21 protein-coding genes, 1 pseudogene and 1 other annotated feature are annotated in these 26,755 nt (G+C 42.3%); of the genes and pseudogenes, 9 read left to right on the top strand and 13 right to left on the bottom strand.

Annotation, left to right across the window (positions count from 1 at the left end):
• Nucleotides 1-160 precede the first annotated feature (160 nt).
• From MR181_RS02965 to trpX, 5 genes and pseudogenes are all read right to left on the bottom strand, one after another.
• On the bottom strand, nt 161-523 hold the full coding sequence (locus tag MR181_RS02965) for an ArsR/SmtB family transcription factor (protein WP_242334964.1): 363 nt from the start codon (nt 521-523) through the stop codon (nt 161-163).
• A pseudogene (locus MR181_RS02960) lies at nt 523-1,098 on the bottom strand (cadmium resistance transporter). The gene MR181_RS02965 and the pseudogene MR181_RS02960 overlap by 1 nt, the downstream one beginning before the upstream one ends.
• A 74-nt stretch (nt 1,099-1,172) precedes the next feature.
• Nucleotides 1,173-1,937 carry an ABC transporter ATP-binding protein gene (locus MR181_RS02955; RefSeq protein WP_191912517.1) on the bottom strand — a complete coding sequence of 255 codons (765 nt, stop codon included), beginning with the start codon at nt 1,935-1,937 and terminating at the stop codon, nt 1,173-1,175.
• Nucleotides 1,930-2,829, bottom strand: a complete 900-nt coding sequence (locus MR181_RS02950; RefSeq protein WP_003716517.1) for an ABC transporter permease — start codon at nt 2,827-2,829, stop codon at nt 1,930-1,932. Before MR181_RS02950 ends, MR181_RS02955 begins: the two co-directional genes overlap by 8 nt.
• Nucleotides 2,826-3,815, bottom strand: coding sequence for a tryptophan ABC transporter substrate-binding protein (gene trpX, locus MR181_RS02945; protein WP_242334681.1), 990 nt, complete (start codon nt 3,813-3,815; stop codon nt 2,826-2,828). Before trpX ends, MR181_RS02950 begins: the two co-directional genes overlap by 4 nt.
• Before the next feature lie 384 nt (nt 3,816-4,199).
• Here trpX and MR181_RS02940 point away from each other — a divergent pair, with 384 nt between their 5' ends.
• From MR181_RS02940 to MR181_RS02930, 3 genes are all read left to right on the top strand, one after another.
• Nucleotides 4,200-5,741, top strand: coding sequence for an ABC-F family ATP-binding cassette domain-containing protein (locus MR181_RS02940; protein ID WP_242334678.1), 1,542 nt, complete (start codon nt 4,200-4,202; stop codon nt 5,739-5,741).
• A 41-nt stretch (nt 5,742-5,782) separates the two neighbouring features.
• A complete protein-coding gene (locus MR181_RS02935; protein WP_242334675.1) occupies nt 5,783-6,565 on the top strand; it encodes a putative ABC transporter permease in 783 nt (260 codons plus the stop codon).
• A gap of 73 nt (nt 6,566-6,638) precedes the next feature.
• Entirely contained in the window at nt 6,639-7,232 is a 594-nt protein-coding gene (locus tag MR181_RS02930; RefSeq protein ID WP_242334671.1) for a glycoside hydrolase family 73 protein, read from the top strand.
• Nucleotides 7,233-7,685: 453 nt separating this feature from the next.
• Here MR181_RS02930 and brnQ read toward each other — a convergent pair whose 3' ends face one another.
• On the bottom strand, nt 7,686-9,065 hold the full coding sequence (gene brnQ / locus MR181_RS02925; protein WP_242334668.1) for a branched-chain amino acid transport system II carrier protein: 1,380 nt from the start codon (nt 9,063-9,065) through the stop codon (nt 7,686-7,688).
• A 79-nt stretch (nt 9,066-9,144) separates the two neighbouring features.
• Nucleotides 9,145-9,388, bottom strand: a binding site (T-box leader).
• Nucleotides 9,389-9,456: 68 nt separating this feature from the next.
• Nucleotides 9,457-10,692: a DUF2325 domain-containing protein gene (locus tag MR181_RS02920; protein ID WP_242334665.1), complete on the bottom strand. Its 1,236-nt coding sequence runs from the start codon at nt 10,690-10,692 to the stop codon at nt 9,457-9,459.
• A gap of 126 nt (nt 10,693-10,818) precedes the next feature.
• Here MR181_RS02920 and MR181_RS02915 point away from each other — a divergent pair, with 126 nt between their 5' ends.
• Complete coding sequence (locus MR181_RS02915; RefSeq protein WP_242334663.1) at nt 10,819-11,898, top strand: DHHA1 domain-containing protein; 1,080 nt, start codon at nt 10,819-10,821, stop codon at nt 11,896-11,898.
• A 129-nt stretch (nt 11,899-12,027) separates the two neighbouring features.
• Here MR181_RS02915 and MR181_RS02910 read toward each other — a convergent pair whose 3' ends face one another.
• From MR181_RS02910 to MR181_RS02900, 3 genes are all read right to left on the bottom strand, one after another.
• Nucleotides 12,028-12,678 (bottom strand): HAD family hydrolase, encoded by a 651-nt coding sequence (locus tag MR181_RS02910; protein ID WP_242334660.1) that lies wholly within the window; start codon nt 12,676-12,678, stop codon nt 12,028-12,030.
• Nucleotides 12,679-12,821: 143 nt separating this feature from the next.
• On the bottom strand, nt 12,822-13,721 hold the full coding sequence (locus MR181_RS02905) for a proline-specific peptidase family protein (protein WP_242334658.1): 900 nt from the start codon (nt 13,719-13,721) through the stop codon (nt 12,822-12,824).
• A gap of 97 nt (nt 13,722-13,818) precedes the next feature.
• Nucleotides 13,819-16,224 carry a Xaa-Pro dipeptidyl-peptidase gene (locus MR181_RS02900; protein ID WP_242334655.1) on the bottom strand — a complete coding sequence of 802 codons (2,406 nt, stop codon included), beginning with the start codon at nt 16,222-16,224 and terminating at the stop codon, nt 13,819-13,821.
• Nucleotides 16,225-16,717: 493 nt separating this feature from the next.
• Here MR181_RS02900 and MR181_RS02895 point away from each other — a divergent pair, with 493 nt between their 5' ends.
• From MR181_RS02895 to MR181_RS02880, 4 genes are read left to right on the top strand one after another with little or no spacing between them, the layout of a single operon-like run.
• Nucleotides 16,718-17,812 carry an ABC transporter ATP-binding protein gene (locus MR181_RS02895; RefSeq protein WP_242334652.1) on the top strand — a complete coding sequence of 365 codons (1,095 nt, stop codon included), beginning with the start codon at nt 16,718-16,720 and terminating at the stop codon, nt 17,810-17,812.
• A complete protein-coding gene (locus MR181_RS02890) occupies nt 17,812-18,618 on the top strand; it encodes an ABC transporter permease (RefSeq protein WP_242334649.1) in 807 nt (268 codons plus the stop codon). The genes MR181_RS02895 and MR181_RS02890 overlap by 1 nt, the downstream gene beginning before the upstream one ends.
• 1 nt (nt 18,619) lies before the next feature.
• Nucleotides 18,620-19,435 (top strand): ABC transporter permease, encoded by an 816-nt coding sequence (locus MR181_RS02885; protein WP_191911041.1) that lies wholly within the window; start codon nt 18,620-18,622, stop codon nt 19,433-19,435.
• Complete coding sequence (locus tag MR181_RS02880) at nt 19,432-20,505, top strand: ABC transporter substrate-binding protein (RefSeq protein ID WP_242334645.1); 1,074 nt, start codon at nt 19,432-19,434, stop codon at nt 20,503-20,505. Before MR181_RS02885 ends, MR181_RS02880 begins: the two co-directional genes overlap by 4 nt.
• Before the next feature lie 336 nt (nt 20,506-20,841).
• Here the strand turns inward: MR181_RS02880 and MR181_RS02875 are convergent, their stop codons facing one another.
• Together MR181_RS02875 and MR181_RS02870 are read right to left on the bottom strand one after the other, a co-directional pair.
• Nucleotides 20,842-22,170: an APC family permease gene (locus MR181_RS02875; protein ID WP_191912501.1), complete on the bottom strand. Its 1,329-nt coding sequence runs from the start codon at nt 22,168-22,170 to the stop codon at nt 20,842-20,844.
• 306 nt (nt 22,171-22,476) lie between these two features.
• On the bottom strand, nt 22,477-23,499 hold the full coding sequence (locus MR181_RS02870) for a zinc-binding alcohol dehydrogenase family protein (RefSeq protein WP_242334642.1): 1,023 nt from the start codon (nt 23,497-23,499) through the stop codon (nt 22,477-22,479).
• 164 nt (nt 23,500-23,663) lie between these two features.
• Between MR181_RS02870 and MR181_RS02865 the strand changes: the two genes are divergently transcribed.
• Nucleotides 23,664-24,011, top strand: coding sequence for a winged helix-turn-helix transcriptional regulator (locus MR181_RS02865; RefSeq protein ID WP_242334639.1), 348 nt, complete (start codon nt 23,664-23,666; stop codon nt 24,009-24,011).
• Nucleotides 24,012-24,078: 67 nt separating this feature from the next.
• Here the strand turns inward: MR181_RS02865 and MR181_RS02860 are convergent, their stop codons facing one another.
• On the bottom strand, nt 24,079-26,745 hold the full coding sequence (locus MR181_RS02860; RefSeq protein ID WP_242334635.1) for an HAD-IC family P-type ATPase: 2,667 nt from the start codon (nt 26,743-26,745) through the stop codon (nt 24,079-24,081).
• Nucleotides 26,746-26,755 lie beyond the last annotated feature (10 nt).

The raw sequence follows: 26,755 nt of genomic DNA, 5'->3' as shown, positions 1-26,755 counted from the left end.
ACCTTCCTCGAGCTAATCGTTTCCACTGCAACATAGCAAAGAACTGCTCACCGCGACCGCCACCTCCGTCTAACTATCCCGTCCTTGATTGCAAGACAATCATCGTCCGGGATTCCTTAGTACTCGGTGGCTAGTCCGTCGCGGTTCGCACTCTCTCTCCCTAATACAAATTCTTCGGGTGAGGTTCGCCTTTGATTTCGTGTTTAACGTGAGCAATCATGTCATCCGTTAATTCCATAATGTGGGGATCGTCAAGAATGTAGAAGACACGGGTGCCAGAGCGCCGGGAACAAACCAGTTGGTAACGCCGGAGGATTCCGAGTTGTTTAGAAACCACTGGTTGGGCAAGACCAAGATCATTAACAATTGTTTTTACATCAACCTCATCAGTCTGGTGACGGAGATAGTAGAGGATTTTGATTCTTGTGCTATTGCTTAATACTTTGTAAATCTTTGCCGCTTCGTTAATTAAGGCATCTGGTTGTTCCGCAGGTGAAGGCCTCCATCGCTTTTTGGTGAATATTATACCAGACCGACCCACTGTGCCAAGTGACGAATCAGTCTGCTATCGAAGAAAACATATATTCCGACTCCAATGTAGATAATTTTCATTAGCAGTTCGCTATATTTATCCATGAACCGGGCGACTGGTGATAGTTTACCAATTTCCTTAATCAAAATTACAACGAGAATGGTGAGGGTAAGAATGAAACTTAAAGCCAAGCCAAAATGATTGAGTGAGATTCCCGTGAGGATTGGTAAGAAGATCGAGAGGTTACAACCAGAACAAACTGCAAGGTATGTTATGAGAACGATCAGAATTGGTGATCGAGTGGCTGATTGTTGGTTAGAATCTTCATCGTTATCATGGAGTGCCATGTAAATTGGTAAAATTCCAAGGAAGCCAAGGAGCTATTCAGGAAGGAAGAGTGCAAGTATCTTTCCAGCAGCAAAACTAGCAGTAACTAGGAGTGCGACCCCAATCATGTAACCGATGATAACGTCGCGCAATGGATATTTATTGACCAGACAAAGCAAGATAAAGAAGAAGTCTAGATTAACAGCAATAAAGGTAACAAAAAGAAGCCAATAATTCATGATTTAAACCTTCAATATTCCGAAAACGATATATTGAAGGCTTAATATATATCATTTTCGGAATATTTACAAGGTTAATCTTCAAAGTAGGTGTAGAGTTTGTCAGTGGTAAGCTGTTGTTTTGCTTCGCCCTTAAAATCGGCTTTAATTTGGCCATCTTTTAGGACAATTAACCGATTACCGTATGTTAAGGCATCTTCTAGGTGATGAGTAATCATCAGAGCCGTTAGGTGATCCTGATTGATCCGCTCATCGGTGGCATGGAGGAGGTTTAAACTCGTATGCGGATCAAGAGCAGCGGTATGTTCATCCAATAAAAGAATATCAGGGCGCTTAAGAGTAGCCATTAAAAAGCTAAGCGCTTGCCGTTGACCGCCAGAAAGGGCTCCGGTTGCGGTGGTCATTCGGTTTTCTAACCCGTTATTCATCGTGGCAGCTAATTTAGTAAACCGTTCCATGTTTTGCTTTAGTTTTCGCAAAACCAGGTGACGCTTTTCACCACGCTTTGTTGCGAGAAGCATATTTTCAGCAACGGTCATCCGGGGAGCTGTTCCAAGCTTTGGATCCTGAAAGACGCGGGCAAGAAAGGACGTTCGTTGTTCTTCGGTTGAACGGGTGATGTCCTTGCCATTATGAAGGATCTGTCCGCTGTCAGCATGGAGGTTCCCGCCAATAACATTGAAGAGGGTTGACTTACCGGCCCCGTTAGTGCCGACAATGGTAATAAAGTCACCTTCGTTAATTTTTAAATTAATTCCTTTGAGGATCGTGGTTTCGTTTGCAGTTCCCTTATTAACAACTGTCTTGACATTTTTTAATTCTAAAATGGGCTTACTCATGTGGTTGCACTCCCTTCAGGATTGGCTTTTTTAAATTAACAACCTTTTCCAATTGCGGTAGCATCATGCAGATTGCAAGGACAATTGAAGAAATTAAGTTGAGGTCGTTAGCGGAGAAGCCGAGTTGTAATACTGCCAATAAAATTAGGCGATAGATGATTGAACCAAGGGTCACTGCAACAAGTCGTTGATTAAGGGTGAGATCACCAAAGGCCACTTCACCAATAATAATTGAAGCTAAAGCAATAACGATGGTTCCAATCCCCATATTAACGTCAGCATAGCCATTGCTTTGGGCAACGAGGGCACCGCAGAGAGCAACCATCCCGTTGGAAACCATTAAGCCAACATTAATCATTTTGTCGGTGTGAATTCCTAACGACTTTGCCATTGTGGGGTTATCCCCAGTTGCAATGAATGCTTGCCCATAATCGGTAGCGAGAAAGATCATCATTAGGATCGTTACGATGATGATCACAATTAAGCCGACAGTTACACTATCAAAGAATTGGGGAAGTTGACGAAGAAAATTACCATTAAAAAGTGTTGGTTTTCCCAATAATGAGATGTTAGATTTCCCCATGATCCGTAAATCAACGGAGTAAATTGCGGTCATGGTCAGGATTCCAGCTAGGAGGCTTGGGATCTTTCCCTTAGTATAAAGAAGACCGGTAATTAGGCCAGCAATCATTCCAGCACCGATCGCCAATAACGTTGCTAAAAACGGGTTAATGCCGTTTGCGATGGCGGTAACTGCGGTGGCGGCACCAAGAGGGAAAGTTCCTTCAACTGTCATATCACAAAAATCAAGGATTCGGAATGTAAGGTAGAGGCCAAGACCGAGTAATGCCCACAATAATCCTTGACCGATAGATGAGACGATTAGATTCATTTGTATACTTCCCCCTTTGTTTGTGCTTCGTGTTCGAACTGGGCAGGAATTTGTAAGTGGAGTTTTTGTGCCTGCTTAAGGTTAAGAACTGGTTCGCCGCGACGAACGTACTCAACTGGGAGGTTACCAACTTTCTTTCCCTTAAGGACTTTTACGGTCATTTTTGCTCCCATTACACCAAGCTTGTATTGGTTAACGCTGTATGTAGCAACCCCGCCTTGCTTAACCATGGTGTCAGTAGCGGGGAAGACAGGCTTATTAGCAGCGTCCGCGTTTTTTACCAGTGTCTGCATTGCACCAGCAACCGTGTTATCGGTTGGCACAATCACCGCGTCGACCTGACTTACCATTTGTTGGGAAACCTGGTTTAAATCGTTACTGTTCGAGATCGAGTATGCTTTTAGCTTAATGTTCATCTTCTTGCATTCACGGGCAATTTGGTGGTAGCCAGTAACACCAGAGCTGTCATTGGAAGTGTAAATTACCCCGAGAGTTTTAAGGTTAGGAACGAATTGCTTGATTAAGGTTAGTTGCTGGTGAACTGGTGCTAAATCGGAGACACCGCTAATGTTGCCACCAGGGTGTTGGTTATTCTTCACTAAGCCGGCTCCTTGAGGGTTAGAAACCCCACCGAGAATGATTGGCGTCTTAGTGGTAGAATTGGCGAGCGCTTGAGCAGCGGGGGTAGTAATTCCAAAGAGAACCGTTGGATTATTATTAGTCAATGTATTGGCCATCGTTTTAAGATTACTCTGGTCACCGTTGGCATTCTCGTATTCTATTTTAATGTTCTTCCCGTTGTGGTAGCCTTCCTTCGCCAGCTCATCGACATACCCCTTGTAGATTTGATCTAAGGCAGGGTGGTGCATCAAGGTCAATACCCCGACTTTTGGAACTCGTTGCTTAACAACACCACCGTTTTCGGTGAAAAAGGCAATCCCGAGAAAACCAAGCAGCAGGATAATGACTGCGGACATTCTTTTCATAAAGATAATACTCCTTCCCTAAAGAAAAAACGGGGAACCACATGCAAGGGGCTCTCCGCTTTTTGGAAAAAGAAAAGCCTGCATGTTGGATCCATGCAGACTGAATAAATGATCACTTCTCAGCCGGCACAGATGCAATCTGTTATCTCAGGTTGCATCCATGACGAACTCAACCCGAATTACCGGCTTTGCCAAGTATTTAACTTGTAAGTGTGAGACATAATCATTTAACATTCTCCGTTCATTTAAGATTGCTTATAGTTTAGCGAAGGATGATTTGGATGTCAAGGTAAAAATGAGATTCCTTTAATAATCAGTTTGGAGAGAAATTTGATTTGTGTTACCATATTAAGCAGTTTAAACGGAAAAATGAGGAGAGAATACATGGCAGTATTAGATGTCAAGGGATTGACAATGAGTTATGCGGATAAGCAACTCTACGATGACGCTAGCTTTCAACTTGAAAAACATGAGCATATGGGAATTGTCGGTCAAAACGGTGCTGGTAAAAGTACCTTAATTAAGATTTTGATTGGGAAAGTTCTCCCGGTTTCTGGAACGGTAACTTGGGCCAAAAACGTCAAGATCGGCTACTTGGATCAGTATGTTGATATTCCTAAGGGGATGACCCTGATCAAGTTTCTTCACACCGCCTTTGCTGATCTTTATGAAATTAATGACCGGATGAATAAGCTGTACGAAGAATATGCTCAAAAGATGGATGATGAGCTGTTAACTAAGGCTAGTCGGCTCCAAGAACAATTGGATGCCCATGATTTCTATGATATTGAGACCGAAGTTGAGCGAGTAATGAATGGGTTAGGATTGACCGAAATCGGGAAGGACCACGTTGTCTCCGAAATGAGTGGTGGTCAGCGTTCTAAAATTATCCTGGCGAAAATGTTACTTGAGAAGCCTGACGTAATCCTGCTTGATGAACCAACTAACTACCTTGATACAGCTCACATTGAGTGGCTGATTGACTACTTGAATGACTTCGATGGGGCAGCGATGATCATCTCTCACGATTATGATTTTTTGGAACAGGTAACGAATACGATCTGTGATGTTGCTTTCGGTAAAATTACTAAGTACCGCGGAAGTTTTGAACAGGCAATGCGCCAAAAGGAAGAGCGGAAGGAAACCCAAGAACGAGAATACGAAAAGCAACAAGTTGTTATTGAAAAGGCTGAGCGGTTTATTCGAAAAAATAAGGCGGGCTCAAAGTCAACGATGGCTAAGTCACGGGAAAAGATGCTGGCCAGAATGAAGCGGATTGATCCACCGGCAGATAATTTAAAGGCCACTTTTAAGTTTCCGTATGAAAATACCGGATCCGCGAATGCACTTCGGGTAGAAAACCTTTCTGTTGGTTACGGCCACCCGTTGTTAGCGCCCGTGACATTTTCAATGACGATGGGAGAAAAGTTGCTTTTTACAGGATTTAACGGTGTTGGGAAGTCAACGTTGATCAAGTCGATCTTAAAGAAAATTCCTGCGCTTGGCGGAACGGCAACTTTTTCACCATCCGCTAAGGTTAACTACTTTGATCAGGATCTTGAATGGGATGACCCGTCATTAACCCCATTACAGACAATTCAAAATATGTTTCCAACGATGCAGCCCAAAACTATTCGGCAAAAGCTAGCTCGGGCAGGAATTAATGCGGCAAATACAATGAAGCCGTTACACTTGCTTTCAGGTGGCGAGCAAACGAAAGTTAAGTTGGCGATTTTAGAGTTAACCCCGTCCAACTTTTTGATAATGGATGAACCAACAAATCACCTTGATGATGAAACCAAGGAAGGGCTGAAAACGGCATTACAAAATTTCCCGGGAAATTTAATTTTAGTTAGTCACGAACAAAGTTTCTATGAAGGCTGGCTTGATAAGATCCTTAATGTTGAAAAACTTAGCTTAAAGTAGAAAATATGAGACAATAATTGATGAAGGGAGGGTGTCGGACCATGCATTACCCAATTTCAGAAATTATTATCTTATTTTTTACCTATTCGGTAGTTGGCTGGTTATGGGAAACCTTTTATTGTTCGATTAAGGATCATCACTACGCCTACCGTGGATTCCTTTTTGGTCCATATTGCCCAGTTTATGGATTTGCTGTTACCACGATTTTAATTACAGCGGAGCCCGTTAAAAATAATTTAATTCTCCTATTTATTGTTGGCTTTATTGTTGCTAGCATCTTTGAATATTTTGCGAGTCTCTTTTTGGAGAAAGTCTTTCATATGAAGCTCTGGGATTATTCTAAACTGAAAGGAAACATCCAAGGAAGAGTCGCTCCAGAAATATCATTGTTCTGGGGGATCGGTGTTGTTTTCTTAGTTAAGTACATCCAACCTTTTATCCAGCGAATAATTAATTGGGAAGAAGCGCGGACGCATGGTTGGCTAGCAATCATAATCGTTCTTGTAATGGGTACTGATACGATTTTGACGATGTTCAGTGTCCACCGGCTTCACACATCTACTAAACAATGGGATAACCGGATTAATCAACGGTTTGAACACTTACATGAACTGATCCAAGAAGCCAAGCCTGCGGAAGAACATCGCTTAAAGCAGCGGCTGGCTAATTGGCGGGCAGAGATCATTAATAGTGAAGATACGCGACGGTTTAACCAGCACCTTTCTTGGAACCAACGTCGGCTGATTAGGAACTTCCCAAAGATGAAGGTTACCGATGTCAAGCACTTTAATGATGTCAAAAAGGACTTATTAAAGAAGTCTTAAAACTTCTCGCTTTATAGTAAATGATTGTTTATAATAAGCGCGAATACTTAGTCAAAGTCAAAGAGGAATATATATGAAAAAAGAAACTAAAATTATTTCTGCAATTACAATCGTTTTTCTTGTTGTCGTCTTTACAATTTGTGGGCTAACCATTAAGAATAGTCCATTGTCGGGGTACCCGCGACAAATTCACGATCAAAACATGACTGTCCAACAATTTGTCTCTCAGGTAGCGCCAGCAGCACAGCGTGAACAGAAGAAGTATGGCATTCCAGCAAGTATTACAATTGCGCAAGCTGGATTAGAGTCCCAGTGGGGAAATAGTCGGCTCGGTAATAAATACAACAACTTGTTCGGCATGAAGGCAAGTAAGGGTGAAGATAAGGTACGGATGTATACCATTGAAAACATTAATGGTAAGCAACGGTACATTCCTCAATACTTTGCGGTTTACCAAACATGGGATGATTCAATTAAGGCGCATACTAACATTATTGTTAATGGAACCAGTGATAACCATCACCGCTTCGATGGTGTCCGCACCAATACTAATTACCGAAAAGCCGCTCAAGAACTCCAAAAGAACGGCTATGCTACCGACCCCAACTACGCCAACAAACTCATCTACGCCATCCAAAAATTTGGATTGGAGAAGTATGACAAATAGAGTGTGAGCAGGTAAAGAAGGCCCGTAAGACAACAATTTCTCCCGACTGGATGCTGAAAGCATCTGGGAGGGAGTTTGTTGTCTATAGGGGCTTCCCTGCGAACACGTTTTGGCTTTGTTGCAGTAGAAGCCAGCAATTTCTCTCGACGAAGGCGACTCGCGCCTAAGCGGTGAACCAGAAAACTTGTTTTCGTCTGTGAACCCTCGCAAGGCTGACTAGGACTTTATAACCAACTTGTTGGGATGTAAAGTTCAGTCAGCTACTGTGGAAGGAGGTTGCATTTTGACTCTGCTGCAGTAAACGGAAGGTCACAGCGCGCATATTTCGCCTATGCAGCCTAGAACGTTAGAATAACCACATTTATCATGTAAAAAAACTCAGTTCAGAATGGTGACATCCTGAACTGAGTTTTTAGATCGGAGTTTTTAATTAATGGCGATTACTAGATTAAACTAATCAACTTCTGTCTGCTTAACGTTAACTTGGTTGTGGCGGAAGAAGTGGAATGCGAGTCCTACAACTAAACCGACAAGTGCTGGAACAACCCATGAGAGACCCATTGAGGCGAGTGGCATCATCTTCCGTACACCGGCTACCCAGAGACCAAATGAACTTTGACTTACAACAGCTGGGAAAGCAACAACCATATCACCAAGTGCTGGAACCACAGTCAACAGGACAACGAAGAAGTAAACAACGCCATCGCGATGGAAGAGTGGTGAAGCAACTGAAAGAACGATTAAGACCATTGATAGTGGGTAAAGGAACATTAACATTGGTGTTGACCAAGCGATGATTTGATCCAAACCGAAGTTAGCAGTTAAGAATGAAGCAAGGCAACTAAGTGCTAGCCAAGTATGGTAGCTAACCTTTGGGAAGTGCTTGTGGAAGTCTTGAGCAAAGGCAGCAACTAAACCAACAGCAGTAGTTAAACAAGTAACAGTTAATAGGAATGCTAAAACAACTTGACCAAATGCACCTGCATAAGCGTTAACTAATTGGTTGAAAGCAACACCGCCATCAGGTGAAACCTTAAAGCGACCAAGTGACATTGCACCAAGGACGATTAGGAGAAGGTAGATGAAACCGATGGCACCAACTGCGAGCACACCAGACTTTGTAACAACCTTTGAAACAGCACCTGGACGACGAACGCCCATCCCTTTAATTGCGGTAACAACAGTAACCCCAAAGGCAAGCCCTGCTAGAGCATCCATTGTGTTGTACCCTTCAAGGAAACCATTAGTAACGGCACTGTGAACGTAAGCACTAGTTACTGGTGCAGTAGCTGGGTTTCCCAACGGATTAGCGAAGGCAACCACGAAGACTAAGAATAAAAGTGCCAAGAAGACAGGGTTCAAAACTTTACCAACGTTTGAAAGGATGCTGTTTTCCTTGTAAGAAAAGGCAAATGCTAAGACAAAGAATACTGCTGAGAAAAGTAATAGTGACCAGCCTTGAGCAGCTTTTGGTACGAATGGTGCAACCCCAACGGTAAATGAAACGGTTGCTGTCCGGGGAGTTCCGAATAAAGGACCGATGGTAGCGTGAATCAAGACCATAAAGACCAGAGCAAATGCTGCACCAAGTGGTCGACCAACATCGTAAACCCCTTCAGCACGGGTAACAGCAATGGCAAGAACGGAAAGTAATGGGAGTAAGACCCCGGTAACTAAGAAACCAAGAGCAGCTGGGCCCCAATTCGCACCAGCTAACTGTCCAAGGTGAAGCGGGAAAATCAAGTTCCCGGCACCAAAGAATAGCCCGAATAGTAACGAAGCAACAACTAAGTATTGCTTAAATGTTAACTTTTTTGTTGTTAAATCCTGCATAACCAATTCCCTCCTAGGAAAAACGTTAAATAATTGCTTTGATCCCAACAAAAAAGTCCCTTAACCAAAATTACTTTGGTTAAGGGACGCTCGAGCGTGGTACCACCCTATCTTTGTATTATCATTACTGATAATACCTTACACGTACAGCCCGGGACTGGGCGATACGCTGGCACGTTAATGGGTGCTACCATTAAGTCTTACTATGAGTTAAGACTTAAGCTCGAAAGTGATTTTCGATTAACGTTGAACCTGTCTCCTTCCACCTAACGAGACTCGCTAATGGATATCGCTAATTTACTCTTCTTTCTCATTGCGATCGAATAATTAAATTGTTGTTTATTATTCTAACTAGTTTTTAATAAAAGTCAACAAGTTTTTTAGAATTTTTTTATTTTTTCTGATAATTAGCCATGTCTTCGCTTGTCTGTGCATAGGCAGGGTCACCATTCAAAGCCCGTGCAATTGCCCGTTCGACAGCGGTGTTGGTTGTTGTGTTCGCGATTGCCAACGGTTTCTCGTAACGCTTAGCATGGTGATTTGCCAGTTGACTAATTCGGTGATGAATTTTATCAATGCAGACCACAACGAAGTCAGCCTCACGAATTTCGCGTTTCATTTTGCTACTCGAAACCTTATCTTCCATGGAAGCATCAAGGGCATGATAAATCCCGTGGTGCTTATCAACAACTGCCTTTAATTCTTGTGAACGCTCCCGATCACCGGTAATTAAGAGAACAATGCGTTGCTTTAGATCATAGTCCAACTTCTTTTCGTAATCGTGTCGCGGATGGACAGGTTTCTTCACTTGCTTAGGCTTGGCAGGTTGTTTGGTTGTGTCGAAGTCCTGCTTTTCGTGGATCCAGCGAATCGATCCATTCTTAGCGTCTTCAAGACCGTTTCCATGGTCAAAGTAAGCGTAGTCGACCACCATTCCGGCCTTAAGACTCCGCTCAGGGAACTTAAAGGGATCAATAACGATCGTATTAGCCGAATTCTCATCCAAGATTGAATTACCCTTTAGCGTAGCATTAATTTGCAAGACATCTGAACCGGGAACACTGCTAAGCTCGGCATATTCAATTACTTCAATCTTTTCTGGTTCGTAATCATCTAAGTGGTCAGCAGTCACTCGGCGAATTGCGGGCAGACCACGAACCGTTTGTTGGGGATCGAGTTGAACAATGTCACCGTCTTCAAGCGGAAAGTGAAGTGAATGAATCAATGCTTCGTTGTAATAATGGTGATTAATCTCAGCACCACTTAATTTTCGGTGAACAAGGTAAAGATCATCTGCTGCTAGTCGCTCTTCTTGAGAAACTTTTTCGACCGTAACTGGTTCGGGAGTAACTGGCCGCTTGAGAGGACTGGCTGTTACCTCGTGTGCCGGACCGGTAAGCAGAGAAGAATGACTTGCCTGCCTAATCCGCGGGGCTGGTCGGGTTGCCTGATTTTCAGGTTGGAAAAATTGCTTTGGCTTCCGGAATGATGATTTCGGTTCTTCGTAATGATTTAAAATATTAATTACGGTGTTTAAACTTTGGAGTGTTTGCCTTAAACTTTGCTGGTCGCTACTGGTATTTTCTAGTAATTCGATCAACTCATGACGATAATCGTATATTTGCATAGTACTTTATCCTTTCTAAATGCTTACTAATAATAATCATACCAAGAAGTTTTGAAAGTGTCAGGACATATGAATAAGCTTCTTGGTATAATTGGTTAGGATTAAGCAAAGGAAATGGTATTAAGCATGGCAAATCAGGTAATTAAAATTTTCTCACACAACGACTTAGATGGTTTTGGCGCACCGCTATTATTAGAAACGGTCAAAGAAACGATGTTTTCTCATTGTGAATTCGATCTTACCAATTGTGGTGCAGGCCGGATTGATGAAGAATTTGCTAAATGGCTGCAGACTCCAGAAGCAAGTCGTGCCACAGATGTTTATATTATGGATATGACACCAGATAGTGATTATACGTTTAAGCAACTAAACGCTAATTTTGCTAACCACTGGTTGGTATTTGATCATCATGAAACCGAGGCTGAATTACGAGAACAGCATTCAGCTAACAGTATTCGACCGACAAATCCGCAAGTAAATCCTAGTGCAACGAGTCTTGTCTGGGATTGGTTGACAAGACAGCCGCATTTCGCAGAATTAAGTGAAGAACGACGACAACAGCTTGAATATCTTGTAGAACTTATTCGGGCTTATGACACATGGGATTGGCAAAATGATCCAAATATTAGTGAAGAAGAACGAGTTGCTGCTGATAACTTTGACCAATTATTCTGGTTTTATCCTCTGCAAGACTCGGCATCATTCGTTGCGAATGTCTTTAGTGTTGGCTGGGAAGAATATGCAAAGCAAAATCAGCTTTTGATTAAGACACTTAATGAACGGCGGGCAAAATACCTAAAGAGCCATTTGAAGGATACCTTAATTACAAAGATTGCTGGACACCAACTAGGATTTGTTTACGCTGACGATTATAAGTCGGAAATCGCTCATGAATTGCTGATCCAGCATCCTGATGTCGATGCCGCATTGGTAATTAGCCCGGTCAGTGTTTCCTTACGAAGCAACGGGAAACTTGATGTTGCTAAGTTCGCTGAGAAATACTTTAATGGTGGCGGTCATGCTGATGCTGCCGGTGGGCGACTTACTATTAACCCGATTGAGATTGGTGAACAAGCTGTTGCTGATAACCTAGCCGAAATAATTAAGAACAGTCAGCAAACAACAGCAACTGATAATACCGGAACCCTTGCTGACAATCTTGATCCTGAGGTTGCAGCCAAGATGGCGCAATTATTTAAGAAGTAAGGAAACTACTAATTTAATGGAGTAAAGGTGACATAACAGAAGCTATTTACAACCTCTGTTATGTCACCTTTCTATAATTGTTAGTTTTTAACCTTACCGAGTCTACTTGATTCTCAGCTTCGATTATTTCTAATCAATCTTCAATAAGTCTTGTGGCTCTTGGAGTGGGTAATCGGCGTCCTGAATGTTCTGTGGCTGTGATGATCCATATAGTGCACCAGCAAATTTAATGCCAGCATTATGAGCAGCTTTCAGATCGTTGATCGTATCACCAACGTAAACTGAATTTTCGGGACGGGCACCAAGCTCGTCCATTGCCAGCAAGATTGGGTCAGGATCCGGTTTGTGGTTGCTAGTTAACTCTTCAGTTACGGCAACATCAAAATATTTCGTCCAGTCATAATCATTGACAAAGTGTTCTTGATAATCTTCGCGAACTTTAGATGTTGCAATTGCCAATTTTGTGTCAGGACGAGCAGCTAGTCCCATAATCATTTCTTTGATTCCGGGGAAGACCGTTACTAAATCTTCGCGTTGGAAAGATAATGCGCGCCATTCATCGACCATTTCGGGGATATCCTCTTCTTTGACACCGCCCTGACGTAAAGAATCAGCACCGGTGATACCGAAGAGCTTTCGCTTGAGAGAATCAACTTGGTCTGCAGGAACATGGTAGCCATGCTTTTCCATTACATCAATCATTGGTGGCATGTATTTCTCATAAGTATTAATGAGTGTCCCATCAATATCAAAAATGAAATTTGTAATTTGGTGTGCCATAAAGTAAACCTCGCAATCTTAAGTATTCCATTCTTATTGTATACCAATTATGGTTAGGAATTAACTAATATCAATATCTGTAATGCAAAGAATAAGAAAAGCCAAGAAAACCAATTCGAATTTTCTCAGCTTCTGAATTATCTTTAGTTTTGTTCGCAATCCCGAATGAAATCAGCGAGATGCTTGTAGTAAACATCTGGATTATCAACCATGTGGTGGTGACCACCGTTTGGCGTGGTAACAAACTTAGCATTTGGAATTAATTCGGCCATCTTTTTCCCGGTAGCGAGTGGCATTGATTCATGTTCACCAAAGGTAATCAGGGTTGGAACCTTAATATTCTTAAGCTGGTTACGGAAATGCCAATCTTTTAGTTTTCCGGTAATTACAAATTCGTTATCACCTTGGAAGGCGTTGTAGACCGCATCGCCACCAAGATCTTTAAGGTGGTAAAGCTTAGAAGGTTGTTTCCGGTCAATGTAGTTTTCGTTCATTACCTGAACATACTCTTGATATTTCGGATTGCTGTAATCATTTTTCGCTTCACAATCCTTCATAAAGTCAACGGCTTCCTTAGAAAGCGTCTTTTCCCGAAGTGCATTGACGTGCTTAACGTAATCATCAATTTCGTCGACCATGGATGAAATGATGGCACCCTTTAAGTGTTGACCATATTTAACAGCATATTCTTGAACAAGGAGACCGCCCCAGCTTTGACCAATGAGATAGAAGTTATCAAGTCCTAATTTCTCACGAACTTCATCAACTTCATCTAAGAAATATTCATAGGTTAAGTATTTCTTGGCAATTTCAGGATCTGAGTAGTTGGGCTGATCAGAATAGAGCGAGCCCAGTTGGTCGTACATTGTAACTTGAACGTTTAGTCCTTGCTTTTTCAGTTGTTCCGCGGCATCTTCCCAGTATTCATGGTTTCCACCAGGACCACCATGAAGAGCTAACAAGTGAATGTCACCCTCGCCTTGAGTGTTTGTCCACAGGTGATAACCGTTATCTAGGGTAATAATCTTTGTTCCTGTTTGCATTCTCAATCTCTCCTTTGCCTGCATATTGATACAGTATACAAACTATTCTAGCACAGGATAAGTTTACTTGTGAAAAATAAGTGATTGGTGTGGGAAACTAGAGCGTCATTACTCCCGGAATCAACAAGGAACTATCGGCCGTTTTAACAGTATAGGTAATCTCTTCATTACCGCGAAGAGTGGCGCCAAAGTCAGTGCTATAAATAACCAGACCGAGGCGGTGACCCTTAAGCAGGTGATGAAAAAGCGGTTGAAGTTCAAAGTGAACTTTCACAAACTGATTTGCTGCTAAATCATCAACTTGGCTGGCACTATGACGATTTTGCAGGTTGATATGACCGTCAGCAATTACCTTGTAGTCACTAGTCTTTGCTTGTAAACGAAATTCCCGGAGATCATCGCTTGCCCAATGAAAACCTAACTGAAGGCCGTTGCGGTTCATTAAAACTGGCGAGCTCGTTAAGCGTTTAGCAGTGCCCAAATCAACTAATTGAGCACTAAGCATCCCGTGATCAGTCGAAGAAGCAACGGTAACGGTAACTTCAGGCGTTCCCCGAAGCAAAAGATCTTCTTTTGCTGGTGCTGTCGTTAATTTATAGGAGAACTTTCCGTGGTCCTTGATTAATGAATTTTGCCAGTCATTAATATTCCGACACCATTTTTCAAAAGTTTCAGTAGGTTGCTGATCATTAAACTGATATTCCAAAGAAAGTTGCGGATCATTAGCGGTTAATTCCGTCTTATTAAAATAGAGTCTTCTTGCGTTCCCGGCAGTCCATTCATTATATTTCCACCAAGTTTCAGGTTGCGTATTATCTTGAACTAACACTTTTGGTAGAGTTTCGTCTGCATGGTTGTCCTTTTCCCAAAGTTTATTGGCTAGCCATAAATTAACCATTTCAGAAAAGTCTAAGGACTGAAAGGCGTTGATATAGATGTGTTGGCCTTGATGTAAGACTAGCTTGCTGGTTACGGGAAGCTTTTGTAATTCGTCATAGAGGGTCTTAACGTTGCTTGGTTTGACGTTGGTATCATTTAGCCCATGAACCATCATGACGGCTGCCTTAATCTTTTTGATCGCTGGTCGATAATTACGGTTAGCCCAGAATTGATTATAGTTTCCGGTCTTTCTGTCCATTGCTTGTGCAAGCTCGTCAATATATTTATCATTTGTTTCCTTAATTCGTTGGTAGTCAGCTGGCCGCTTTGTTCGACTGAATGTTTCATCAGCCAGAACGTCGGCATCTTCACCCTGGAAGCCACCTGGAGCACGAACAAGACCGTTTTCACGGTAGTAGTCATACCATGATGAGATTGCCGCTTCGCTAATGATTGCCTTTAATCCGGGAACGGCAGTTGTCGCAACAGCGGTGGCCAGGGTTCCAAGATAGGATCGTCCAGTCATTGCAACATTGCCGTTACACCACCATGCCTTGATTTTGATCCCACTATGTCGATCGGTAAATGCAATTCGGTCACCATGGAGCCATTCGACAACTGCCTTCATTGAGTCAGTTTGTTCAGGTGAGCCACATGTTTGCAGTCCATCAGAATCCTTAGTTCCAATCCCCGCAGAGTAGATAATTGCATAACCGCGTGCCGCCAGATAATTATTCAAGGTATAAGCTGGTGTTTCCGCAAAACTCTCTGTGGCGCGTTTACTTTCGCCCTTAATTTCACGATGGGTGAATTGCTTTGGAAAGGTTGGTTCGGTAGGAGAATTTTCTCCGGCAACCTTATGGGTTAACGGATGATTAACATGGTGGGTTACCTTTTCTCCCCATTCATCATTAGTTCCCTGATTATAGGGACTAGCGGTAAAGACGGCCGGCACCTTTAAACCATTATTGCTATCGACTGGCCTGAGAATTTCAACTTTAACAAGATCAGCTTGTCCATCGTAATCGGTGTCCATATCGGTTTCAACGTAAACTACTTCATGAATAAACTTGGCTGGATCAAAGGAGGCAAGCGGCTTGCCATTAAGGTACAGTGGCTTTTTATACGCCGGTAATTGGTACGACCAGGTGAGGAAGCCTTCGCTCGTTAGTTGATCAATAAATGACTGACCATCCTTATTGCGGGTATTGAGAAGCAGGTAAAAGGCCTCTAGGACATCTAACGTTGACCAGCTAGTGTGTTGGGCAAACGGGAGACCAATGTGTGCCCAGTCTTCAAGGGGATGGTTAAGATCAAAGTCAATTTCTGGCTCGAAATGAAGGAGCTGAAGTGCAACTAGATAAAAAACATCAGTTGTTAACGGCTGATCATGTTCAAGCCATTCGTCAATTGCAAGGGTTGAGGTGGCAAGGAGATCATGAAGCCACTGGCGAACTGCAATTGGCTGATCGCTTGCCATGTGAGTACGGGCAAGGAGAGTGAGCCACATTTGGGTTGGATCTAGCTCCGTTGATTCATTAGCTCTCAGTAAATGGAGTTTCTTTAATTCACGTAATTTTTGTTCAGAACTTGTCTTAGTAATACTAAATTGGTTAATTTTCATGAAGAGCACCTCATTATGATAGAGTGTGAGCAGGGTTGATAGAGTGTGACCTCGCAAAGAACTCGCGGAAAGCTAACGATTTCTCCGGGGAGTGGTGTCTTGCACCACTTCTCGGAGGTCGTTAGCTCTAGCGAGTTCCGAGGGAACACGTTTTGACTTTGTTGCAGTAGAAACTGGCTATGTTACAGTAAAATGCTTGTAACACTTAACTATATATCATTCTACTGCAACATAGCCTAAACGCGTTCAGCCTAAGCTTTCTCAAGATAACGACCTCTCCCCGCAGTAGCTGATTGAACCTTATATCCATAAAGTTCTAGTCATCCTTGCGAGGCTTCACGCTCTGCTGGCTTTCCGCAAGTCCTCTGCTGGCTCACACTCTTCATTATAAATCCAAATTGTCATTGCATTGTAACTACCGGGGAAATAAATAAAGAGTATAATTAATTGGCTAACTATGGACGATGAAGTAAATAAACCGTGAGGGAAGATTATGGCAAAAAATATCTTGGAATTTAAACATGTTGGTAAGCGTTACGATGATAATGTTGTTCTTCGTGACATTGACTTTGAGGTTGAAGCGGGGAAATTTTATACCCTGCTTGGGCCATCTGGTTCGGGAAAAACAACAATTCTGCGGATCATTGCCGGATTTGATCAAGCTAGCAGTGGTGAAATTCTTTTTGATGGGCAGCCGATCAATAACGTGCCCGCCAACAAACGACAAGTAAATACTGTTTTTCAAGATTATGCTTTATTTCCGCACATGAATGTTGCTGAAAACGTGGCATTTGGGCTTCAAATTAAGGGAGTAAAAAAGCCGGCGATCCAACAACGGGTAAAGGAAGCCCTGCACCTTGTTCGGTTGGATGGTTATGGTAATCGGGAAATTACTGCGATGTCTGGTGGTCAGCGTCAACGGGTAGCGATCGCCCGCGCAATTGTTAACCGCCCGAAAGTTCTTCTTCTTGATGAAGCCTTATCAGCCCTTGATCATAAACTGCGGGTTGATATGCAACGAGAATTACGTCAGTTGCAGCGACAATTGGGAATTACTTTTATCTTTGTCACCCATGATCAGGAAGAAGCGTTGGCGATGAGTGACCAAATCATGATTATTAATGACGGGAAGATTCAGCAAACGGGAACTCCGGTGGATATTTATGATGAACCGTTAAATCATTTTGTTGCTGATTTCATTGGCGAAAGTAATATTGTTCCTGGAGTAATGAAGAAGGACTACGTTGTTAATATTAATGGTCAAGACTTTGAGTGTGTAGATGCCGGGATGAGGCCTAACGAAAAGGTTGAAGTTGTAATTCGACCAGAAGACTTAGACATCACTACGGTTGATCAGGGGAAGTTGAAGGCAACTGTTGATACGCAGCTCTTTAGGGGAGTTGACTACCAAATTACCGCTCACGATCAGCGGAACCATGAGTGGAAGATTAATTCAATCCATAAAACAAGGGTCGGGGCCCAGGTAGGCTTAACGTTCGATCCCGAAGATATCCACGTAATGCGGTACAACGAATCCGAAGAAGACTTTGATGCTCGTCTTGATAGTTACGAGGAGGATGAGAATTAATGCGGCAAAAAGTAATGTTCATTGTTCCCTATGCTTTATGGATCATCCTCTTTGTGGTGGCACCATTAGCATTGATTTTTTATCAATCATTTTTTGATATTAATAGTCATTTTACATTGGCCAATTACCAAGATTACCTAACATCGCCAACATACTTAAAGATGACCCTGAATTCCGTTTGGTACGCGGCCCTGATTACAGTGGTAACCCTCGTGATTAGCTACCCGACCGCTTATATTCTTACTCAATTGCAGAATCGCCAGTTTTGGCTGCTGATTGTTATCCTGCCAACGTGGATTAATTTGTTATTGAAAACCTATGCTTTTATTGGTCTCTTTTCACGGACGGGATCAATTAACCACTTTTTACAATTTGTTGGTTTGGGGAGCCACCAGCTCCTATTTACTGACGCTAGTTTTATGTTTGTTGCGGCCTACATTGAAATTCCGTTTATGGTTTTACCAATCTATAATGCACTGATCGAGATTAATCCTTCATTATTAAATGCTAGCAAGGATCTCGGGGCGACTTCTTGGCAAACATTTCGGCGAATCGTTTTTCCGTTATCGATGCCCGGGGTAAAAGCAGGAATTCAAGCAGTTTTCATTCCCTCACTCTCACTCTTCATGATCACACGGTTAATCGGTGGTAACCGGGTAATTACTTTAGGGACTGCGATTGAAGAGCACTTCTTAACAACCCAAAACTGGGGGATGGGGTCAACAATTGGGGTTGTTTTGATCCTCGCAATGTTTATTGTAATGTTTGTTACTGGTGATACGCGTGAGAAAGGAGGTCGGCATTAAGATGAAACAAAAGATCGCGTGGGGCAAGTTATATTTAGGGTTAGTGTTTATTATCTTGTATGCACCGATCCTGTATTTAATGATTTTCTCTTTTAGTTCTGGAAAAACGATGGAACGTTATCATGGCTTTTCCCTTCAGCACTATGCCGACTTATTCGCGGATTCCCGGATGATTACGATCGTAATTAATACCGTGTTGGTTGCAGTGTTGTCGTCTTTAATTGCGACGATTATTGGAACGCTGGGGGCCTTGGCAATTAAAGAAACGCACGGAACCTGGCGAAATAGTTTGTTGTCATTAAATAATGTCTTAATGGTTTCGCCAGATGTCATTATTGGGGCAAGTTTTTTGATCTTTTTCACTGTTCTTGGCATTCGCCTGGGCTTTGTTTCAGTGCTTTTAAGTCATATTGCATTTTCAATCCCGATTGTGGTTTTGATGGTGCTGCCAAAGATTAATGAATTGTCGCCAACCTTGGTCGATGCCGCCTATGATCTGGGCGCATCAAGGTGGCAGGCGCTATCCCGGGTAATCTTACCAGCGATTTCACCAGGAATTATGGCAGGCTACTTTATGGCTCTGACTTATTCGCTTGATGACTTTGCGGTTACTTTCTTTGTTACTGGAAATGGCTTTTCAACGTTATCAGTAGAGATTTATTCTCGGGCACGTCAGGGGGTTAACCTTGAAATTAACGCTTTATCAACCTTGATGTTCATTGTGTCCTTGGCGTTAGTAATTGGATATTACTTTGTTAGTAAACATGCTGGCCGTCGTCAACGCGTTGTTACAGTTAAGGAGGGGGATGCTCAATGAAAAAACTTTGGGGCGCCCTCCTGGGAATCATCGCACTATGCTGCTTGCTAGCATTGGGTGATTACTTCATGAACCGGCAGAATAATGGTAGTGGTGGAAAGACCGTGACCGTTTATAACTGGGGAGATTATATTGATCCGGCGCTGATCAAAAAGTTTGAACGCCAAACGGGCTATCACGTTGACTACGAAACCTTTGATAGTAATGAATCAATGTTAACGAAGATCCGGCAAGGCGGGACAAACTATGATGTTGTAGTCCCGAGTGAGTATACGGTTCAACGGATGAAAAAAGAACACCTTTTAGCGCCATTGGATCATCGGAAGCTCAGCAATCTGCGTTATATTGACGCCCGTTTTCTTAATCAGGATTTTGATCCAGGAAATCAATATTCAGTTCCGTATTTTTGGGGAACGTTAGGAATCATCTATAATGATCAAAAAATTACCGGGCAAGAGGTGCAACACTGGGAACAGCTTTGGAGCCCACGACTAGAGAATAATTTATTATTAATTGATAGCGCACGGGATGTTTTTGCGGTGGCATTAATTACTCAAGGAAAGTCAGTTAATACGACAAATTATTCGCAATTAAAGCAAGCTCAACACCACCTGCAAGCTTTAACGCCAAACGTAAAGGCAATTATCGCGGATGAGATGAAAATGTATATGGAACAGGACGAGGCAGCTGTCGGGGTAACTTATTCCGGGGATGCTCGGGAGATGATGAGTGTTAACCATCACTTACACTATGTTGTCCCTAGTGAGGGAAGCAATATTTGGTTTGATAATATGGTAATTCCTAAGTCAGCAAAAAATAAGCAGGCTGCCTACCAGTTCATTAACTTTATGCTTCAACCAGAAAATGCAGCCAAAAATGCTGAATACGTTGGTTACGCGACCCCTAACCGCGCTGCAAAGAAACTATTGCCACGGTCTGTTACTGATGATCAGCAATTCTACCCGCCAGAATCAACAATGGAACACCTGCAAACGTATAAGGATCTTCCTCGACGTGTTCTGGGTGAGTATAATGATTTGTTTTTGGAGTTTAAGATGTTTAAGAAGTAAAGAAGGATCTTTACCGCGATTAGACTAAGTAAATTTAAGATCGATAAAGGCCGAGAAAAGCAAACTGCTTTTCTCGGCCTTTATTAGGCTTGTAGGTTTATTTGACAGGTTCTATGCGACAGAGTCAAGAACTGCTCGCCAGGAACTTGCTAGAGCTAACAACCTCCCTCCCAGATGCTTTCAGCATCCAGTCGGGAGAAATTGTTTCTACTGCAGCATAGACCAAACGTGCTCAGCCTAAGCTCCCTCAAGATAACGACCTCTCTCCTAGGCGCGAGTCGCCTTCGTCGAGAGAAATCGTTATCATCCGGGAGCTTTTTACGGCTTCACACTCTACTACATTCTCTTTGCATCCATTCTTTTAACGGCATAGAAGATTGGGAGGCCGACAATGACGATTCCGATGAAGAGAAGGACACCGGCAGGATCGTTGAAGACTTCACTGACAAGAACGAAGATTCCACCGGCAATTGCAATAATTGGCACGAGTGGGTAGAGTGGGGTGCTGAAGGGACGGGGACCATTATTTTTCTTTCTTAGGATGAAAATGCCAAAAAACGCTAAAAGATAGAAGCAGTAAACCGTGAAGACACAAAGATCCGAGAGGTGGTCAGGATCAAAGAAGAACATCATCACGGTTGCAAGAGCCACGATAAACAATGTGGCAACGACCGGCGACTTTCCCTTTGGTGTAACGAACGAGAGAAAACGCGAGAATGGGAGATCACCACGACGCGCCATTGCGTAAACGATCCGAGGGAAGGTAATCATCTTCCCGTTAAGGGTTCCCATCATTGAGATAATAATTCCGGCTGAGAGAAGCTTTCCCCCAATAGCACCAAATGCCTTAGTTGCTAAGTATGCAGTGGCGTTTTCACCAAGACGGTGGATTAAGTTAGCTGGCAGGAACTTGAGGATTCCGATAGTAATTAGGGTATAGATTACTAAGACAGCTGTAATTCCCAAGATAATTGCCTTTGGTAGTAATTTTTGTGGATTCTTCATTTCACCACCAAGGTTAGCGATTAGGATCCAACCATCATAACCGAAGAGGGTGGCTAAAACTGCGACACCAAAGCCACCAGTAGCGTGTTGAACTTCGGTAACGGTTTGACCAAATGCATGTTGGTTACCAAAGAGGAGACCGAAGATAATAATTGCTGCGATTGGGATCATTTTCCCTGCCGTTGTAATAATGGCAAAGATTGCTCCGACCTTATTTTCAAAAAGGTTCATCACACCGATTGCCAGAACAGTGATAACAGCCAGTGGAATTCGCCATTCAGTACCAAGACCAAAGAAATTGGCCATTAAGATACTCATAAAGCCGGCAACCGAAGCGATGATTGCGGGGCCATAGACGATTACTTGCATCCATCCGGCAAGAAAACCAAGAATCCGGCCATAGAGATTTTCAATGTAGACGTAAAGACCTCCAGTGTATGGCATTTGGGCCCCAATTTCGGCAACAGTTAAACCACCAGTTAGGGTAATAATCCCACCAAATACCCAGGCAGCAATGGCTAAAGTTGATGAACCGGCACTATCAAGCACGGAACCCTGTTTGAAGAAGATCCCTGAACCAATAATTGTCCCCACGACAATCGAGATTGCCGACCAAAAACCTAACGACCGTTTTAATTCTTCTTTTGGTTGATTATTCATCGCCATTCCTCCAATTCAAAATCGGCATAATAAAAACCGGGTCCACGCTTAATCATCTGGAAAGTGCCAAATGATTAAGTGAACCCGGCAATTCATTAAACCGTTCTATAGGTACACTAAAATCACTCAGCCTCGAATAGAGCTAGAGGCTGAGGAGGAAGATTGTTGTAATTGGTTATTGAACACTAACATTGATCTTTCTCCTTTCGTGTACTTGATGTTTCTTAGAATACCATTAGAAATTTAATTTGGCAAGACTTAATTTTAAAATGTGTGTTATTAAGTCCTATTATTTTAATTACAAACCTAATTTTCCCATTTAGAAACAACTACTTTCCCAATCATGTGACCACTCTCTACTAAACTATGTGCCTTTCGGAGATTATCTGCATTTAGAGGAGAAAGTGACTGCGTTAATGTTCCTTTTAACTTACCCTCATCAAGAAGCTGTGCAATTTTGTCCAAAATAATATGTTGAGTCTGCATATTGTCTGTATGGTAATAAGATTTTGTGTACATCCATTCCCAGGCAAAAGTGGCTTTTTTCGGAGTTAAGAGGCGCAGATTGATTGGCCGTCTATTTTCGGTGATTGAGGTAATTGTTCCTTCAGGTTTGATTAACTCACACATTTCTTTCCAGTGACTATCAATGTCTTTAAGTTCTAAAATATAATCTACATATTTATGGCCAAGCTTCCGTACTTCATCAACTAAATTATTCCTGTGGTTTACAGTATACTTGGCACCATGTGCTTTAACCCACTTAATGCTTTCAGGACGTGAGGCAGAAGCAATAACAGTTAAACCTGCATTGGCTGCTAATTGAGTTGCAACTGAGCCTACTCCCCCAGCACCGTTGATAATAAGCAGAGTTTTATCCTTATTTTTTGAACTAGTAGTTGATAATGATAACTGTTCAAATAATGCTTCATATGCAGTTAATGATGTAAGAGGCATTGCAGCTGCTTCGTCATCACTTAATGTCTTTGGTGCGTGGCCGACAATTCGTTCATCAACTAATTGATATTCACTGTTACTTCCGGGACGCTTAAAGGAGCCAGCGTAAAATACTCTGTCGCCGGGCTTAAAGAGTGATACGTGAGTACCAACTTTTTCAACAATACCACAAGCGTCCCAGCCGATAATCTTAGGTGTCATTAATTTTTTCCGTCCACTGCGTCGTACACCAATATCAACAGGATTAACAGAAACAGCGTTAATTTTTACTAATAGATCATGTCCTTTAGGAGAAGGAATAGGTTCTTCAAACTCAAATAGACTTTTTGGGTCATTAATGTCTAAATGTTGTGTAAAACCAATAGCTTTCATAATAAATCCTCTTTTCTACTTTGTACTTACAAATAGTAACTCGACCGGAAAAATAAAAAAGAGGAGAATTTAATTTTTCTATGTAACAATTATTTCCCTAATAGTAACGTAAATAGAATCAATGTATTATGGAGTAAGTATATCCTTTGAAAGGAGTGCTCATCTTGCAAAGGCATATTTTTGACTGTAGTAAAGGTTGCCCTGTTGAAAGTACTTTACAGATAATTTCTGGTAAATGGAAAAGTGTTATTTTGTATCACCTTATAAAAAATGACGTGTGTAGGTTTAGTGAACTGCAAAAGAAAATGCCAAACTGTTCTCGAAGAATGTTGTCATTGCAGCTTAACGGATTAGAGAAGGATAAGATTATAGAGAAAAAGGTATATCCGGTTGTCCCTCCTAGAACAGAATACAGATTAACTAGTTTTGGAAAAACATTAACACCAATTATTATTGAAATGGAAAAATGGGGTCAAATGTATAATTTGATCAAATCCAGTAGTAATGATTAAAATCAATAATTATAAAAAATAAGGCATCGAATCAATATAGTTTCGATACCTTATTTATCTTTGTATATTAAGCTTTCTTCATCCTCGACCGAATCCACTTATCTCCTTCAGTGAAAATCATAATCAAGCAGGAGAAGAGGATTACGGCACCCCATTCAGCAAGGCTGATTCCAGTAACGTGGAAAGCAGTTTGCATAAACGGTACGTAAGTCAAGAAGAGTTGGAAGATAATCATCAACCCAATTACGCCCCAGGCATTTTTGCCAATGTCGTTAATTTGAGTTAATCCATACTGTTCAGTTCTAATACTGAAGAAGTAGAAGATCTTACTGATAACAATTGTGTTTACCATCATTGTTGTGGCGTTTATTTCGCTTGCACCACCCCGGATGAACCATTCGTATCCAATTAAGGCAAAGATTGCCATTAATGCAGATACATAACCCATTTGGAAGAGATCATGACGATTCATCAACCGCTGAGTAATTGGTCGCGGTGAGCGTTCCATAATCCCATCCTCAGCCTTTTCAAAGACAAAGGCAAATTGGATTGTAATAGCGGCAATCAGGTTGATCCATAGCAATTGAGCTGGTTGAAGGGGAACTTGCTGACCAGTCAAAATCGAGAAAGCAACGACAAGTCCTTCCGCAAAGGATGTCGGCAGGAGGAAGAGAATACTCTTCTTAATGTTATCGTAGATTCGGCGACCTTCTTTAATTACTGCTGCCATAGTAGCAAAGTTATCGTCACCGAGGATCATGTCAGCGGCGTCCTTCGCCACGTCCGTTCCCTTGATTCCCATTGCAACCCCAATGTCAGCCTTCTTCAAGGCCGGAGCGTCGTTTACCCCGTCACCAACCATGGCAGTGACCTGCTGTTGATTTTGAAGGGCTTCAACAATTTCAAGCTTATTTTGCGGGGTTGTTCGGGCAAAAACCTGGTTATCCATTGCAGCACTTTCTCGTTCTTTGGCGGATAACTTATCCCATTCTGCACCAGTAATGGCATTGATCGGACCATTAGTTAATCCTAACTCCTTACCAATTGCCCGAGCGGTTTGCGGATCATCACCGGTAATCATCTTAACGTGAACTCCAGCAGTATTCATTTTCTTTAAGGCAACGATGACTTCTTCTCGTGGTGCATCAAGTAGTGCAGCGAGACCAAGGAACTTAATTCCCCGGTAAAGGTGCTCGTGTTCTATCTCAGTTAAGTTTTCGTTGCTTGGTACTGGCTGATAACCAACGGCAATCACCCGCTTACCAGCACTTGACCAGTTGTTAACCCGTTGTTGCCACTTGGCAAGGTCAAAGCTTGGATCTTCTTTTTGAGCCATTTCAAATAACTTATCAGGAGAACCCTTGATGAAGATTACTTTTTCGTGGCTTTCTTGGTTCTCTGTTAGTTCGGCAATGTACCGGTAATCAGAGTCAAATGGCAACAGGTCAATTTCGGCATACTGTGATTGGTGCTTAGGACCATATGCCTTGTGATAGAGCGTTAAGAAGGCACCGTCAGTAGGCTCACCATTAATGTGCCAAGCACCATCGTTTTCGCTTAACACGGTATCGTTGGCTTGATAACCAGCTTCAACAAAGAGTTTGAGTTGGTCAGTAAGTGGTGCTCTTTTACCGTTAAGTTTAATTTCACCGGTTGGTGCGTATCCAGTTCCTGAAACCTGGTAGAGTTGATCGCCAACCCACAGTTCAGTCGCTGTCATTTCATTTTTGGTCAATGTCCCAGTTTTATCAGTTGCAATCACGTCAACCGAACCGAGAGTTTCTACGGCAGGCATCGATTTAATAATTGTCTTGTACAATTTGGCCATTTTACTGATTCCAAAGGCTAGGATCACGGAAGTAATTGCCGGTAACCCTTCAGGAATCGCCCCTACAAGCATTGCAACAACCGCGAGGGCTAATGCAGGAAGTGAGTAGATCTTAAGCATAAACCCGACGATAAAGACAATGATTGAAGTTGTAATCGTGATGTATGAAACCACTGTTCCAACATGATCAATTTCCCGGGTAAGCGGGGTCTTCTTTGGCTTAATGTGGGCAACTTCTTGGGAAATTTTCCCAATTTCAGTCTGCTCAGCAGTAGCAATTACGACACCCAGACCGCTTCCGCTTGTTACGGAAGTGGAAGCATATGCCATGTTTACGCGTTCTGCTAACGGAATATCAGTATCAGTCAATGCTTGGTCTGTTTTAATGACAGAGTTCGTTTCCCCAGTCAACGCAGATTCTTCAATCCGTAAATTATCTGCAGAAACAATCCTCAAGTCGGCCGGAACATTGTCACCAGCCTCAAGGAAAACCACGTCACCAACAACTAGATCAGCAGCATCGATGTCCTGACGTTTACCGTCTCGGTAGACGGTTGCCTGATTAGCCATCATTTCCTTAATTTTGGCAAGGGCATTGGCAGCACTAGTTTCTTGGAAGTACCCGATCAAGGAATTTAAGATAACCACAGCCCCAATAACGATGGCGTCAGTATAGTGCCCAATAATAATTGTTAATAACGTTGCAACTAATAGAATGTAGATCACAATGTTGTTAAATTGACGAAGGAAGATTTTCCACTTAGGAGTCGGTTTTACTTCAAGGACGTTTTGACCATCGCTAGCAAGTTTTTGCTTTACTTCCGCGCTGGATAATCCCTGAGTGAAGTCCGTTAAGTTGAATTCTTTCTTTAGTTCATCAGTAGTTAATTGATATTGTTCTTTCATTTTGCTCCTC

The organism is Limosilactobacillus urinaemulieris (assembly GCF_932750685.1).
GTDB classification, from domain to species: domain Bacteria; phylum Bacillota; class Bacilli; order Lactobacillales; family Lactobacillaceae; genus Limosilactobacillus; species Limosilactobacillus urinaemulieris.
The sequence above is the reverse complement of the archived record's forward strand: the minus strand, read 5'-3'. Positions and strand labels throughout refer to the sequence as shown.

Coding starts and splice junctions, on each gene's coding strand:
- MR181_RS02935 (WP_242334675.1), top strand. CDS start 5,783: ATGCATTACCCAATTTCAGAAATTATTATCTTATTTTTTACCTATTCG.
- MR181_RS02890 (WP_242334649.1), top strand. CDS start 17,812: ATGCGGCAAAAAGTAATGTTCATTGTTCCCTATGCTTTATGGATCATC.
- MR181_RS02860 (WP_242334635.1), bottom strand. CDS start 26,745: ATGAAAGAACAATATCAATTAACTACTGATGAACTAAAGAAAGAATTC.
- MR181_RS02900 (WP_242334655.1), bottom strand. CDS start 16,224: ATGAAAATTAACCAATTTAGTATTACTAAGACAAGTTCTGAACAAAAA.
- brnQ (WP_242334668.1), bottom strand. CDS start 9,065: ATGCAGGATTTAACAACAAAAAAGTTAACATTTAAGCAATACTTAGTT.
- MR181_RS02910 (WP_242334660.1), bottom strand. CDS start 12,678: ATGGCACACCAAATTACAAATTTCATTTTTGATATTGATGGGACACTC.
- MR181_RS02955 (WP_191912517.1), bottom strand. CDS start 1,937: ATGAGTAAGCCCATTTTAGAATTAAAAAATGTCAAGACAGTTGTTAAT.
- MR181_RS02905 (WP_242334658.1), bottom strand. CDS start 13,721: ATGCAAACAGGAACAAAGATTATTACCCTAGATAACGGTTATCACCTG.
- MR181_RS02895 (WP_242334652.1), top strand. CDS start 16,718: ATGGCAAAAAATATCTTGGAATTTAAACATGTTGGTAAGCGTTACGAT.
- MR181_RS02880 (WP_242334645.1), top strand. CDS start 19,432: ATGAAAAAACTTTGGGGCGCCCTCCTGGGAATCATCGCACTATGCTGC.
- MR181_RS02930 (WP_242334671.1), top strand. CDS start 6,639: ATGAAAAAAGAAACTAAAATTATTTCTGCAATTACAATCGTTTTTCTT.
- MR181_RS02885 (WP_191911041.1), top strand. CDS start 18,620: ATGAAACAAAAGATCGCGTGGGGCAAGTTATATTTAGGGTTAGTGTTT.
- MR181_RS02950 (WP_003716517.1), bottom strand. CDS start 2,829: ATGAATCTAATCGTCTCATCTATCGGTCAAGGATTATTGTGGGCATTA.
- MR181_RS02870 (WP_242334642.1), bottom strand. CDS start 23,499: ATGAAAGCTATTGGTTTTACACAACATTTAGACATTAATGACCCAAAA.
- MR181_RS02940 (WP_242334678.1), top strand. CDS start 4,200: ATGGCAGTATTAGATGTCAAGGGATTGACAATGAGTTATGCGGATAAG.
- MR181_RS02920 (WP_242334665.1), bottom strand. CDS start 10,692: ATGCAAATATACGATTATCGTCATGAGTTGATCGAATTACTAGAAAAT.
- MR181_RS02875 (WP_191912501.1), bottom strand. CDS start 22,170: ATGAATAATCAACCAAAAGAAGAATTAAAACGGTCGTTAGGTTTTTGG.
- trpX (WP_242334681.1), bottom strand. CDS start 3,815: ATGAAAAGAATGTCCGCAGTCATTATCCTGCTGCTTGGTTTTCTCGGG.
- MR181_RS02915 (WP_242334663.1), top strand. CDS start 10,819: ATGGCAAATCAGGTAATTAAAATTTTCTCACACAACGACTTAGATGGT.